The 15,174-nt window shown below is 39.9% G+C and carries 8 protein-coding genes; all 8 read right to left on the bottom strand.

Annotation, left to right across the window (positions count from 1 at the left end; all coding sequences use genetic code 11):
• Positions 1-75: 75 nt before the first annotated feature.
• Positions 76-2,118 carry a beta-L-arabinofuranosidase domain-containing protein gene (locus tag HMPREF0999_RS04525; RefSeq protein WP_009275281.1) on the bottom strand — a complete coding sequence of 681 codons (2,043 nt, stop codon included), beginning with the start codon at positions 2,116-2,118 and terminating at the stop codon, positions 76-78.
• Positions 2,119-2,134: 16 nt separating this feature from the next.
• Positions 2,135-3,991 (bottom strand): glycoside hydrolase family 127 protein, encoded by a 1,857-nt coding sequence (locus HMPREF0999_RS04530; protein WP_009275282.1) that lies wholly within the window; start codon positions 3,989-3,991, stop codon positions 2,135-2,137.
• 62 nt (positions 3,992-4,053) lie between these two features.
• Positions 4,054-5,682: a RagB/SusD family nutrient uptake outer membrane protein gene (locus HMPREF0999_RS04535; RefSeq protein ID WP_009275283.1), complete on the bottom strand. Its 1,629-nt coding sequence runs from the start codon at positions 5,680-5,682 to the stop codon at positions 4,054-4,056.
• Positions 5,683-5,695: 13 nt separating this feature from the next.
• Entirely contained in the window at positions 5,696-8,905 is a 3,210-nt protein-coding gene (locus tag HMPREF0999_RS04540) for a TonB-dependent receptor (protein WP_009275284.1), read from the bottom strand.
• Positions 8,906-9,148: 243 nt separating this feature from the next.
• The gene (locus tag HMPREF0999_RS04545) at positions 9,149-10,078 is read right to left on the bottom strand and encodes a FecR family protein (RefSeq protein WP_009275286.1); all 930 of its coding nucleotides are present in this window, start codon (positions 10,076-10,078) and stop codon (positions 9,149-9,151) included.
• A 74-nt stretch (positions 10,079-10,152) separates the two neighbouring features.
• Positions 10,153-10,698, bottom strand: a complete 546-nt coding sequence (locus HMPREF0999_RS04550) for an RNA polymerase sigma-70 factor (protein ID WP_005867296.1) — start codon at positions 10,696-10,698, stop codon at positions 10,153-10,155.
• 292 nt (positions 10,699-10,990) lie between these two features.
• Positions 10,991-13,336 carry a hypothetical protein gene (locus tag HMPREF0999_RS04555; protein ID WP_005867298.1) on the bottom strand — a complete coding sequence of 782 codons (2,346 nt, stop codon included), beginning with the start codon at positions 13,334-13,336 and terminating at the stop codon, positions 10,991-10,993.
• A 63-nt stretch (positions 13,337-13,399) separates the two neighbouring features.
• Positions 13,400-15,157 (bottom strand): RagB/SusD family nutrient uptake outer membrane protein, encoded by a 1,758-nt coding sequence (locus HMPREF0999_RS04560; protein WP_009275287.1) that lies wholly within the window; start codon positions 15,155-15,157, stop codon positions 13,400-13,402.
• Between the last annotated feature and the right edge of the window lie 17 nt (positions 15,158-15,174).

The raw sequence follows: 15,174 nt of genomic DNA on the forward strand, positions 1-15,174 counted from the left end.
GTGGATACTCTTTCCGTATTGAATCGGAATTGGCATATTGGCACATTGAACAATTGGCACATTATTAACATTATTCTATCGGACAGGGAACTCGGTTATACGTAGAGTAGTACAGCCATAAGGAATTAACTCGATCGTCTCTTCATCACCCATCGGTTCGTTGGCTTGCATGAAGAAATTTACGGGGCCGGCGGAACCTTTGAACATTTTCCATGAAGGTAAGATCCGTCCCTTTGTTTTGATCGTGATAGGGGCATTCTCTAGGTTCCATGGGTAAGGGGCTATGTTCTCTGCCTTTCTAACGACGAAATTTTTCTCTAGTTCTTCTTCTTTCAGATATTTGCGAATCAGGGAATAATTCCATGCTGAAGTAGAGGTGACCTCATAATACCATTCTCCTTTATGTGAAGACTCCGGGCGTTGATCAACCTTGCGTTCCCATTTCTCATCCATCTTTAGGGAATACAATAATGGGCCTCGTTCGATAACAACCGCATCGTCATACCAATTGCTTGTGGATATACGCATGGGTAGCTCTAGCTGGATATGATCGCCATCTTTCCATTCTCGGTTGATTCGTACGATTTCGCCAGAGTGAGCTGCGATAGAGACAGCCTCGCCATTTATCGTAATCACGGGATTATTGCACCAAGCGGGAATACGTAAGTGAAAAGGAAAAAAGGCTTTCTTGTCTTTCTTGCTAGGGAACGATAAATTGAAATCGATCTTTTCTTCAAAGGGATAATCGGTTTTCTCTGCGATTTTAACCGTGATGTCGTTTCCCACTTGGGCAGTCACTTCCGATGGTGCGTAGATAAGTGAAGCGATGCCATTATCGGCGGTGGCAAACCATAGATGTCGTGTGAATTTAGGCCAACCTTGATGTAGATTGGAGGTACAACAAGGATAACCGCTCAATTCTCCGAAAACAATGTCTGTGTCCTCGTGTGGTGAGACAAAGTTACGTCCTTCGCAAGTGATCGCTATTTGATTGACTTGCTGATAATATTGTCGTGCGGAAAAGTCATCCTTGATCTGCGTTGGCAGTACATTGTATGCGACTTTCTCTAAATGATCAGCCCACTGGACATCTCCGGTTATCTCTAACATTTTCTCGAGAGAGAACATCATCTCGACAGCGGTACAGAGTTCTGATCCTTGTGTCGGGTTACCGAAACGTAAAAGTTCATCTCCCGCCCATAATCCTGTAGGAAAACCAATCGTATGGCGCATTTTCCGTACAGCTTCCTTAACCGCTTCCAGATTTTGAGGATTATGGCTCTGTTGGTAATAAATGACAGGTTCCTTGAATCCTTGGGCGAGATTTACACAATGCAGGCTGTTTTGCCGGGCTAAATGATCTTGGTTCAAGAACACGTCGGTCCAATTGAAGGTTTGCTTATGGATTAACTCTCCTAACTCCAGAAGGAAAGGATCGCCCGTGATATTATAAAGCCAATATACGACCATCAGATTATCCCCTCCTCGTTGTTCAGCCCAGAAAGTCCATTTTCCCAGAGGACTTTTAGGTAGTTCAGAAAGCTGGTATTTGAAATAATTAGTGAGGAACGAGATAACTCTTTGATCGTTGGTAGCGGAATAATATTGTTGCAGAACTTTGAGCATAACCATTTTGGGCCACCAATCTTGTGCGTTATCCCGTTGTAAGCCGGGTTCATAGTCTCTGTCTGTATCTGGCCCGAAATATCCGTTAGGCTTTTGAGAGGCCAATGTCCATTCAACCCAAGGCTTTACTTTTTGGATCAGGGCCTCATCATTCATGATGTAAGCCAAAGGTAGTAAGCCATCTATCCAGTATGGGCCTCGCTCCCATACGTCTCCATCTCCGCCTAACCAACCGTTACGCGGTCCCATTACTTTCGTATAGATAGAATCCAGATGGCCGGTCATTCCCGTACACATTCGTTCCATTTGGATTTTTAGCCAACCTGCAGGTTTAACATCCCCAATAGGCAACTCTATATAAGGCTTAGAGGCTAATGGATAACGATTGTTCGGGTAATTAATGTTGATAGAACCTTCATTTCCCAGCAAAGTGGCAGAAAAGGAGGTAATTGAGATTAGGCTTGATAATGTTATCGTTAATAAATACTTCATTTTGATGCTTTTTTAGTTATTCGTTATAGGGGATCCATACCCTCATTTTTCCTGCTTTACGGTTATCCCACGCGTAATAGGGAATAAAGGTAGCAGATTGTGCCCTACCGTTTGTTTTAATTGTTTTTATCCCATTCAATATATCGGAAGCGAAGGCTGTTTGGAATGTTGTACTTGGGCTCAACTGTATTTGATCGAAATATACCGGGTTGTCTATTTCTTCCATGCAGTATACAAGTGGCCCTCGTTGAATCGCCCGTTTGTCGAAATTTTCCTTGACATGCGGATCTGCCGCGACAATTTCCACGGGCATATCCATATCTAGAGCGATTACATCTTGCGATTTCCAATCCTTGATTACCGCATAGCCTTTTTCCTTAGGCACGTTTATTCTCTTGCCATTGATACTTAAATCATAGGTTTTGCACCAATCAGGAATGCGGAGGCGTATCTCTTTCTCCAAAGGCTGAGAAGTAGAAATTGTTAGTTTTACCGATCCATCCCACGGATAGTCCGTTTCTTGTGTTAATAGGATATCCGTCTCTCCTATCCGTATTTGCCCCGTATTTCCGATATATAGATTTACCCATAACGCATCATCGGAGGAGGCGTAGATATAATTTCCGATAGAAGGCAAGAAGCGTGAAAGCTGACTTGGGCAACAAGCGCAACCATACCATTCTTGTCTATGGTGATCACCCTTAGATTCCAGCGGATTGACATAGAAGAAACGGTCTCCACCCAAGGAGATACCGGCAAGCGCACCGTTATATAAAGAACGTTCCAGTACGTCGATGTATTTAGAGTCTCCGGTAAGTTGGTTCATACGTTGGTTCCAAAGCACCATTCCGACAGAAGCGCAAGTCTCGCAATAAGCATCTAGGTTCGGTAAATCGTAATCCTCCGTAAACCCTTCGTTATCCCGGGATGAACCGATTCCCCCGGTGATATACATATTGCGGTGTACCACATCATCCCATAGACGATCCATGGCGGCTATATATCCCGTATCATTCTTCAAGGCAGCCACATCGGCCATACCGCAATACAAATACATACATCGTACCGCATGCCCGGAGATATCGGTAAGTTGCCGGACGGGAACGATATCTTGATAGTAAACCGGGTTCCATTTACCTTCATCACCCATAGTGCCGTGACCGTGTCCACGTTCCTCCAGCAGCCAATAAGCGAAATCCAGATATTTCTGCTCTTGGGTGGTTTGATAAAGCTTGACAAGCGCCAGTTCTATTTCCTCGTGTCCCGGTACCCAATGTCTTTTTCCCGGACCGAATTGGCTCATCATATGATCTGTCATGCGTATACATACGTCTAATAACTTGCGCTTTCCTGTAGCTTGATAATACGCTACTCCTGCCTCAATCATATGTCCGGCGCAGTACATCTCATGCTTGTCCATATTGGTCCACCGTTTATCCAATCCGGTGAGTGTATAGAAGGTATTGATGTAGCCATCCGGTTGTTGGGCGGCAGCGAATTTATCAATCCATTCGTCCGCTTTCTTTTCCAGCTCGGGATCCGGATTGTTGATCAGGCTATAAGCCATACCTTCTAACGCTTTATATACGTCGGAATCATCAAAGAAAATGCCGGAATGCTCTCCTTCCCCTTTCGCTGCATTCTCGAAATTACGGATACGTCCGGTTTGATTCTCTATTTGATCGATACAGACAGGCAAGGTCGCCGAGACATGTTTGCTGAGTCTGGGTGACCAAAAGTTGTCATTGATTTTCACATGAGAGAAATCGATCTGCTCGATCATCTTCAAAGGCTGTTCCTTTATATCTTCTTTAGAGGTCTGGCACCCTTGCAAAAGAAAGGCAGACGCAGCGAGTAAAAGGTATTGCTTCATATAGCTTTAGAAATTGAGATTAAAGGAGGGTATGTCAATATAGAGACATACCCTCTATGTTATTATTGATAATTCGGATTTTGTTCCAGATTCGGATTGGTATCTACTACTTTTTGAGGTAAGGGAAATACCGTTTTATAATCTCCATTCGGCTCATGAGATAACCATTTAGCTTTTGTGAAATGACCGAAACGTATCATATCTCTCCGGCGATAAGATTCTCCAGCGAATTCCCAACCTAGTTCATCATAGAAACGTCCGAATTTTTCTGGATAAACTTGATTTTGCGAAGTTAATACATAGTTTTCTACCGTACCGTATTTGTAACAGGATTTTTCTTGTAATTGCGCTCCTGAGACAATTGCTTTTTCAGGATGTTCTTTAAAAGCTCTTTTTCTGACCATACTTACAATAGACGCTGCTTGATCTGCTTTCCCAGTACGTAAAAGGCATTCTGCTTTCATCATATGGACTTGCGTAAGCCTGAATAAGACCAAATCATTATTTAGTTCACTTCTGGCTTCCAGCTCAACCTCATATTTTAACCAGCGATATCCTTCTGCCTCACCGGTGAAAATACCGTTGGGCATTTTGTTGACGAAGATAAGCGGTTGTCCCATTAAGTCATAAGAGCCTGTAAGAGGTGTCCCATCAGATGCGTATTGGGGACCTCCTAGCCAAGTGGCATTTAAACGTTCGTCATCTGGATCATAGGTGTCGATGAATTGAGGTATTCCTTTATAAGCCCCAGCTCCCCAAGGGCTTCCAACTAGATCATACGTTTTTTGGTTTGCTCCGTGTAAGGCGGCTAAATGATAGTTAAATCCAGTGGCAAATATTTCATCATAGGGAATGACTAATATATTTTCTAATGAGTTTTCATTGTGTGCCTTAAATGGATCGCTATAATTAATGTCTAAACTGTATTTTCCTGAATTAATAATATCATCACACTCTTGAATACAAGCATTCCATTGGGGATCACCTGTATATACTTCTGCGTTCAAATATACGTTAGCGAGGAGGGCTTTAGCTCCCCATAATGTGAATCTTCCATAATTAGATTCATTTTTCTCTGTTGGGAGATCGCTGAAAGACTCTTTCAGTTCTTTGACTATAAAATCATAAAGATCCTTCCGGGATGTTTTTACAGGTAATTCTGAGGTGGGTTCCGTTACTAAAGGAGCATCTCCAAAATTATCCATGATGTACCAGTAATAGAAAGCACGTAATGCTCGAGATTCAGCGATCATGGCAGCCTTGTTTTCATTTGCGGCAAAAGGAAAATCATCTTGGTTGATAATGCTGATAGCCCGGTTTGCCAAGATAATTCCGGAATAGCAAACTTCCCATAAACGATTCACTTGTAATTGTTCGGAGTTCCATGAATGTTGATGCATTCTACGAAATACACCTCCATCATCCCAACCGGAACCATTAGCGGGGAACACTGCGGCATCGGTACATATTTCTTGACTCAGCATTGGAGCTTGTCCGGAACCGCAATATCCCCAATCTTGAAGATTGGTATAAGCGGCACCAACCACTTTAGTCGCGTCTCCAGCTTCATATTTATAACTATCTTCAGTAATGTCAGAGAAGATTTCTTCGGTTAGGTCTGTGCAGGAAATAAAGTTCAATGAACAGCAACCTAATAATAAGATATTTATATGTTTTTTAATTGTATTCATGAGTTTATTTATTTTAAAAAGTAAACATTGCGCCTAAAGTAAAGGAACGTGTAGAAGGGTAACGGCCTAATTCATCACATCCGGGATTAAGTCCTTGCGTATTAACCTCAGGGTCTAATCCACTGTATCCTGTAAATGTGAATAGGTTATTACCGGTTGCGTATATACGTATCCTTTTTAAATAATCATTCTTAAGTTTTAAAGTATAACCAATGGTGATATTATCAATTTTCCAAAAGTTTCCTCTTTCGATGAAATAGCTAACATATTGAAGTTCCTGTTGGTCGTTTAGTACAGTCTTTCCGTACTTCGGTTCATAAGCTGTGGCAAGCAAATTTCCCCGGGTCAAGTTTACAGGACATTCATAAAACATGCGGGGGTAGTTGAGGATGTCATAGTCGAATGCACCTCGCATAGTTATACCTAAGTCGAAATTTTTGAAGGTAAAACTGTTATCCCAGCTTAATAGGTGTTTGGGCAGGCCATTTCCAATAATTTTTTTATCTTCTGCTTGTTGCTCTGAGATCGGTTTTGGATTACCGTTTTTATCTTCAATAATCCAACGTCCTTCGCTATCTATATCAATAGTTTTAAAACCGTAGAAATTACCAACCTCACCCCCTTCAAAGATTCGATGGGTATATTGTTGGATAGGTTCGCCAGTCCAGCCATCTTCTATATAACCGGATTTTAATTGGAATTCCTCGTTGGATAAGGCAACCAACTTATTTTTGTTGGTTGAATAATTAAAGCTAGTTGTCCATGAGAATTCTTTTGTTTGTACTGGGATTGCACTGAGGTGTATCTCTAGTCCTTTATTTTGCATAGTTCCTGCATTCGCGAGGATTTCCTTATATAAATAAGGAGGTGTGGCGACTTGATAGTTCCATAGCATATCTTTTGTCGTACGTTTATAAAAGTCTATAGATCCACTGATACGGTTCTCAAGGACACCAAAGTCTATTCCTAAGTTCCACTCTTCCTTTTTCTCCCAACGCAGGTTTGGATTTGCGTTACTTGAAGGTTTTAATGAAGGGAGCCAGCCAGAACCAGTATAGAGATTCTTATCGCTGGTCAAGCGGCTTAATGACATATATGGATCTTCAGGAATGGAACCCGTTACACCAAAACCTAAACGAGCTTTCAAGCTACTGATAAAACGTAAGGAGCTCATGAAGTCCTCATTATGTATATTCCAACCTACGGATACGGCAGGAAAATTTCCCCATTTATAATTAGCTCCGAATTGTGTAGCTCCTTCATGACGGATACTGACAGATGCTAAATAACGATCATTGAAACTATAGTTGATACGAGCAAATACACCGATTAACTTAGACTTGTTTTTTTCAGACTTTTCCTCAACTTCTCCTCTTTTTAAGGCAGCTCCAGCCCCCATATTATTATAGCTATATTGATCGGATGGAAAATCCCAGTTTTGCATCCAATAATTTTCATAGGTATTGTCTTGATAAGAATAACCCGCTAAACCAGTAAGGTTATGAGCACCAAAATTATTTTTGTATTGGGCTGTGATCTCTAACAGATTATCGATAGAAGCTGTTGTTCCGCGAGAAGCAAACCCGTTTTTGCCATTGCGGACAGTTGATATGTGTTTTTTAGTTTCAGCATACCCGCGGGTTTGATTATAAGAGGTTCTCGACACTAATGCTTTTACGAAAAATTCATCCATGGGAGTCAATGTAACGGTTCCGAATGTACGTAATTGAGTACTTTTATTCTCGCCATTACTTTCATATAGCGCAGCTACCGGATTCATATATCCGTTCATTGTCGGATGCTCAATCCAGTTTCCGTTATCGTCTTTCGAACGTTCTGTTGGAATATTGATTAACGCATTTCGGTAAATCTCCCCATTGAAGCTTTTGCCATCTCCTAAGGCTGTATATTTTTGTTCTTTACCCATGATGTTTAAATTAAACTTCAATAAGTTATCCCACATAGAATGGTTGATTTCCAATCGTGTGGTTAATACTCTATTGTCTGAGCGTTTGATAATGCCTTGGCCAGACTTATAGTTTATGTTTGCGATATAATTAGAGTTGCGATTACCTCCGCGTAGACTGGCATTAGTTACGTAAGAAATAGGAGTCCTTAATATCTGGTCTAGCCAATCTGTGTCGTAACCATAATCAATAGCGCCGGGTTTCCCTTGTTTTACTAATTGACGGTATTGATTGGCATCCATCATATCTAATCTTTTTTTGATTTGCTGGGTAGTGACATAGGCTTGAATATCAATAGTCACAGGTATTTCTCCTTTCACTTTTTTTGTGGTGATGAAAATAACGCCATTATTTCCTCTGGTTCCATAAATAGCGGCGGCTGAGCCGTCTTTTATAACATCTATGCTTTCGATATCTTCTGGTGCAACAGTGCTCATATCACCCGGAACTCCATCGACAATAACTAATGGAACCCGGTCTCCTTTTAGTGAGCCGATACCACGCAATACAATTTGGGATGAAGACGTCGGATCACCGTTAGGCATGACAATACCAAGTCCCGCAACCTTTCCTTGAAGCAACTGGGCTGCGTCTTGTACTGAACCTTGAATGAATGTTTCGCTTTTTATGCTGGAAATAGATGAGGTTAATTCCCCTTTTTTCTGTGTACCATAGCCAACCACTACCACCTCGTCTAATTGTTGCGTATCTTCTACTAAACGGACATTGATTTGTTGTTTTCCATTTACAGGAACATCTTGTGTCAAATATCCGATATAGGAAATCTGCAAGATGGCAGAAACAGGAACATCTAACGCATAATTACCATCTATATCTGTAATGGTTCCGTTGGTTGTTCCTTTTATAACGACGTTAGCGCCGATAATAGGTTCTCCTGATTTGTCTGTAATCGTTCCTGAGACCTTATTGTTGTCCTGTTGTTTTTCTGCTTTTTCATCTTTCTTCATCAACATGATATTACTGCCCTCAATCGCATATCCAATATCCGTGTTTCTGAAAATTTGTGACAAAACGTCCATTACCGTTTGGTCTTGAGCGTGTACGGATGCTTTACGGCTTAAGTCGATTTCTTTTGTGTTATAAATAAATAGATAATCAGTTTGCTGTTCTATCTGTTCTAAAATAGAATGCGTAGATTCATTATTAGCATTGATATTGACGCGCATCGTTTGTGAATGTACGGATGCGAGTAAGCTGAAACTGAATACAAATAATGCAATGAATGTTAATCTCATTATTCGAAATGTTTTATCTTCTGTGTTAAAAGGGGACATAAAATGCCCGTTACAAATTTTTTTCATACATTTGTAATGTCTTATTTGTTAGTACTAAATGAATTTATTTTCGCAAGTCTGGTACTGACTTACGGAAGGGGGATGTTGCAGCATCTCCCTTTTTGTGAAATTTGTGCTGTTAATTGTTTGTCATGTCTTCATTCTCTATATTCTGTTGTATTTAAAAGGTTAACGACTAAATATTTATTCTATCACGATTAGATTCGTCTCTTCATTTTTTGTATAAGTGAATTTGTGTTTTAACTGTAATACTTTCAATACATGGTCAATCCCGTCTTTGATACGGAATTTGCCGGAATAACGGTATTGAAGTAAGGATGGTCGTTGAACATCAATTTTAATATCATAATAAAGTTGTAGCTTTTCTATTAAACTTTGGATCGACTCGTCTTCGAAACAGAATAATCCCTCTTTCCATTTAAAGTAATTGTGGTCGGGGATGTAGGATGTATTTAATCCTTCCTGACTTGCGATCGCCATCTCGTTCGGCTTTAGGCGTAATCTCTTCGGCATGGTTGAGGAAGAGATTTCTACGCTGCCCTTTAATAATGCTGTCTCAAATAAAGGACTGTTGTGATATGCCTTAACATTGAATTCGGTACCCAATACATGAATTGCGTATTTTTCGGTTTGTACGGTAAAAGGACGTTTTTTGTCATGATGTACAGAAAAATACCCTTCTCCGTTAAGTTCTACGTTCCGTTTATTTGTGCCGAATTTATTAGGAAATTTCAATGTCGAGCGAGAGTTGAGCCAAACATGTGTCCCGTCCGCTAAAGTTAACTCAGCTCGCTGACCTGTGGGTACATGGATGGTTTGTATTTGTATATCCTCTACCTTTTGTTCTACGAATTGTTTAGTAACAAAGATTCCAATTAAAAAGATCGCTGCTATTTTTAGTGTTTCGATTGCGATACGTCGAATTGTTGGAATGAATTTTTTATGAAGTGTTTTTTGCTCTGTATCCGTATGCCAAAGTGAAATATCATATAATTTACGTAAAGCCAGAAATTCACGCATGTTATCAGGACTTTCGTCCAGCCATGACACTACTTTCAGTCTCTCTTCTTCGGAAACCTTACCTCTTATGTACCGTTGTAGTAATTGCTCCATGAATGTCTGTTAATTTATTTTCTATTATAAAAACAACGCTGTGCGCTAAATCCCTAGTGGAAAAATGAAAAAAATTAAGAAAAAAGAAAATAAAATAAGGGTAGATAGTCTTTCAAGTTGATACGCAAAGCTTTTAAAGCCTTGGTTATGTGGTATTCTACACCTTTTATGGTGAGGTTTGTCTCATCCGCTATTTCTTTTACGGTTTTATTCTCGAAGCGGCTCATCTCGAATATTCGATGAGTTTGTTCTGGTAAGTTTTTTAAAGTTTTGTGGATGATCCTATTGACCTCATCAGAGAAGATCTCTTTCGGATCGCAAGCCTCGAGTGTGGAAATTCTAATGCTTAGTTCTCTATTTTTTATTTCCTCTAAATTTTCAATAGCGGCATCATGTATGGCTTTATGGCGTAAATAGTTAAGGGCTTTATTTTTCAAAATCGTGAGCAATAAGGCTTCTGTTATCTCGTTTTCTCCAGCAGAGACCAGTCGCCAATATTTTACAAGCGATTCAGCTACGATATCCTCAGCCACCATGTCATCATGTACATATGATTTGGTGAACAGGAATGACCGTCGGTAATTCCGTTCATAAATGATATTAAAATCGTCTCCTTTCATCTTCAATACAGATTTAGCGGTAAAAGTAGGAATTTTTGATAGAAAAATAGTTAAAGTAATCATACTTTCATTTTCCCCGCTTTCCGGTTATCTCAAGTATAATATGGGATGAAAGAAATTGATTGTTATCCATTTATCGCATTGATAGTAAAAGGTTAGAGTGGAAAGAGGTCTTGAATACGGAATTCAGACTAAGTTCTATTTACTCAAAATAGTTGGGGTTATCTGTTTTAATTTTAGATCATTATGAGGCGGTGTCTATATGTGGAGACGGGGCATGCCCCGTCTCTCTCTAAATCCGTTGTTCCTTACCATTCACGATAAATCGCTTGATAGGTTGTTTTACCGGTCTTAATAGGTAACTCCAATCCTTTTCAGTTGTATCTAACGTGATTTCCAATCCATCTTCCAGTTGTTTTACTTTATAATTAATCTTATTATTTCCAACAGGAAGATCTTTCATTTCAATAAAGTCCCAATCTGATGGTAAATTAGGACTTAGGGTCAAGGTCTTTTTATAGGCTTCTGGTTGTATGCCATATATATAACGAATCAAAGGTGTTGCTATACCATAGATGGTCCATGCTTGAACAGGGCAGCCATAATCAGGCATCATCTCATTAATTGATCCCGGAAGTGTACGGCCAAATGTATCGACGATGCGATTGATATACCATAAAGCCTCATCTACACGTCCGTAAGCGCATTCGGCCATCGCTTGTACGCCTGTTGCGATAGTCATCATGCGATCTCTTTCGACTGCGGATAAATAAGGACCATATTCGCCGCAATGCTCTTTTCGTACTTTATCCAATTGCCGAATAGCTCTGTCTTCTGAGGCAATATGAGTTTCTATTGGAGTGCTTATTACCCAATTCTTGTTAGTTAACCATCCTTTCATAATACCAGTTGGATACGCTTCAAATTGTTTATACATATCCTCATACATTGCGATATGCTTTTTCTTGCTATCCTCATATTCCTGTAAGGAAACCTCGGCAACATCCCACCTGTATTCTGTATTACGAACCTGTTCGATAGCACCTTTAGTCGTTTCTAAGGCTTGCTCTCTCGTTCCATAAAAATCACAATAAATTTCTAAATCCTTATCCCAAAATAGGTCGTTTATCCTTTCTTTCAAATCGATTGCTTGCGAGGCGCACTCACTGGCAAATGCTTCTTCTCCCATTATTAAGGCAATCTGCGACATAACTTCCAGTGCTTGCTGGGTATAAACAGAGACATCAATCAATTCCGCATTTAATCCTCTAACTTCCATGATTCCATACCCTTCGGGGAACATATTCTTATTTGTATCCATATCTTTCAAAAGGAAGTTCAGACCTTTTTGCATATAAGGATACATATCTGCAAGGAATTTGTTATCACCAGTCCATTTATAAACATTCCATACAGCGATGACAAAATGAGCAGTCTCTTGAGTATTTCCTTTGTGGCTGACGAATGCGTTGAATGCCATTTCATGCAAAATACGGCCATTCCTATTGGCTTTCTCTGACATCTCTTTGATAACTCTCAATGTCTCTTTTGCTAATTTTTGGTCACCTGTAGCGACAAGGCCTTGTAATGAATAAGAATTATCACAACCGAATAACCATGGATATTCAATTGCGCCCGCTCCCAGAAAGCGTCCTGCACTTTCCATATCTGCCGCAAGCCATTCCGTATTGATTTTGCACCAGTTATAAACCTCTTGTAACTTTTTATCTGGAATGTTAATCCGTCCTCTCTCTAATAGTTGGGTGTAATACATTTTTTTATCTTCCAACATTTCGGAATGGTTCGCTAAGATGTCTTTGTAACTTTTTAGGGCATCCTCCTCACTGTCTTTTGATCCTGCGATGACGAAAGAAAGTTTTTTCTCCTGATTCTTAGGAAGTGTAATCGTATAAGTAGAAGAGGCACTTTTACCCGTTCCTTGCGTATTTATATAAGTAGGAGTATCTAGTTGATAAATACTCGTATGTTGATCCGCTCCCCAAATCACGTTCCAGTTATTACCTAAATCTTTCGCTTTAAAAATGGCATCTTGGGCATCCCAGTTCACGACATCATTTGCGTCTTTTAACCCGATTGTCCCGGATGACCATACAGGCAACAAATCTGTTTTTGCGACAAAATCAAAAAGGACCGTTTGCTCTGAATCCGATACATTTTCGATGGTATAGGTAATAACAACACCATTTTTTCCTTGTGGGCAAAATTGGAAACGATTGACACGGATACTATTATTAAATAAAGGAGCGTACTCAAATTTACTTCCAAAAGGATAATTCGTATATTGTATTGCGTTTTCCAACCAACAAGAATTACCTTTATTATCTGTCATTTTTACCCAAAAGCCATCTAATAGCTTGATCAAATGATTCCAAACTCCTCCCATCTCTCCGGGAGTATGTCCACCAAGATCAGGGAAGTTTCCATCTTGCGTACCTATTATGTAGGTTTTATCTCCTGCTGTCAGATAAGGATTTTTTTCTTGACCCGCTTGATTCGAGATTCCTTCCATGATTGTTTGTATCTCCTCATCTTGAGTGATACTTTCATTTGTTTGACAAGATATAAATCCCCCCAGTAAACAAATGCATAGATAAAGTGACTTTAGATATTGCGTCATATTCAAATCTTTTGTAGATAAAAGTGGAGGGGATATTATGATACCCCCTCACACTTACTATAATTAATATCCCGGATTCTGTGTCAATGTTGGTTTACCATCGACATAGCTTCTATCTATTTCAGTTAGAGGAATAGCGTAATAGCGATGGTTCTTATCAAAAACGGCTCCATTTAAATATTGGATATGTCTTTTTTCTCTTTCGACATATTTATTTAAAAAATCCTCAGCGATATCCCAACGTACCAAATCGAAGAAGAAATGACCTTCTAACGCAAGTTCCAAGCGTTCTTCAAATCGTACACGTTTTCGTAATACATCTTTACTTAGTCCTGCCCATGAATCCTTATAGATATCCACTTTATAATTGGCGGCAGCTGGACCATTGCCAAAAGGTGCTTCATCTCCTAATCTCACGTAAGATCCGTCTTTTGCCCTTTGACGAATCATATTGACATATTCTTTTGCTTTCTCAGGGTTACCAATCTCCACCTCACATTCCGCTGCCCACAATAATACTTGAGCGTATCGAATAATATTGAAATTCATTGCGTTAAATTTTGCTGTATTGTCATAAGCGTATGTAGCAAGTTGGCTTTCTAATATAATCCATTTCTTTTGGTTATAAGGACCTGCGCTGACTTGATCCCTGATCCAAGCTTTTCCCGGGTGCAATCCCCAATCATGATATGGAATGCCTCTACGACCAACGACCCAGTCTAATCTCGGATCTACAGGGGTTTCCATATCTGGTTCCCATGCCTCGCTTGATTCGATATCTTGGTCGTTTTTGAATTCATGGTCAGCGTAAGTGTCAATCATGGGTAGGCCATTTTCGTCTACTTGATAGGCATTCACTAAGTCGAAAGTAGGTTGTTGGAATCCGGCTCCACTTAAGTTTGGTTGATCTGGAGCATTGGGATAAGATAAGTCGAAACCACGTTGGCTACGATCGTAACCAGCTCCCGCTACATTTACCGCTACCTGGTTAGACCATACCACTTCTGCGTTATTGTTTTGCTCCGCATTGAAGTTATCAAAATAATTGTCAAGTAACTTATATTTTCCGCTAGTGATGACTTCGTCTAATAAAACTTTTGCTTCGCTATATTTTTGCTGGAATAAATAAGCCTTGGCCAAGAACGCTTTAGCGGCGTTTTTCGTAGGTCTTCCAGGCTCACTCTGATTATCCGGTAAAATTCCGGTAGCAAAAGAGAAGTCTTCTTCAATATTAGGCCAAATATCTTTGTCATTGGGAACCCTTCTTTGCGGATCTTCTACGTATTCATCAATATAAGGGACCATGTTCCAGATTTTTTTCGCTTCAAAATGATAATATCCTCTTAGGAAACGGGCTTCTGCTCTAATTTCCATTTCACTTTCTTCTGATAAGCCATCAATTTTATTATCATTCAGCATACGAAGTACGTCGTTGCAACGCTCAATAGCTCCATATACCAGTATCCATTTATCCCGGATACGACCATTTTCAGCAGTAGCGACATAACGCTCCATCTGTAGCAGTTCGCCTTGATCGCCGGTAGTACTTCCTTTATGGATATTTCCAGCGCACATATCTCCATAGAAGACATTATCCGGCCCACTTGTTATTCCCCAAACTCCGTTGATAAATCCGTTTAATGGACTATAGCAGGCAATAAGGAGTTTATTCACGGTACTTTCATCTGTTAATACAGACTCATTCAATTTGCCTAATGGTTGTTTATCCAAAAAATCAGAACAACCATTAAACAGGCTAACAGCCATCGTGACGGTTACCCATGTGAACGTTTTTTTCGCTATATGAAATAGATTTTTCATGTTTGTTTAATTTTAAG

This window comes from Parabacteroides sp. D25, assembly GCF_000307475.1.
Taxonomy (GTDB): Bacteria; Bacteroidota; Bacteroidia; order Bacteroidales; family Tannerellaceae; genus Parabacteroides; species Parabacteroides distasonis.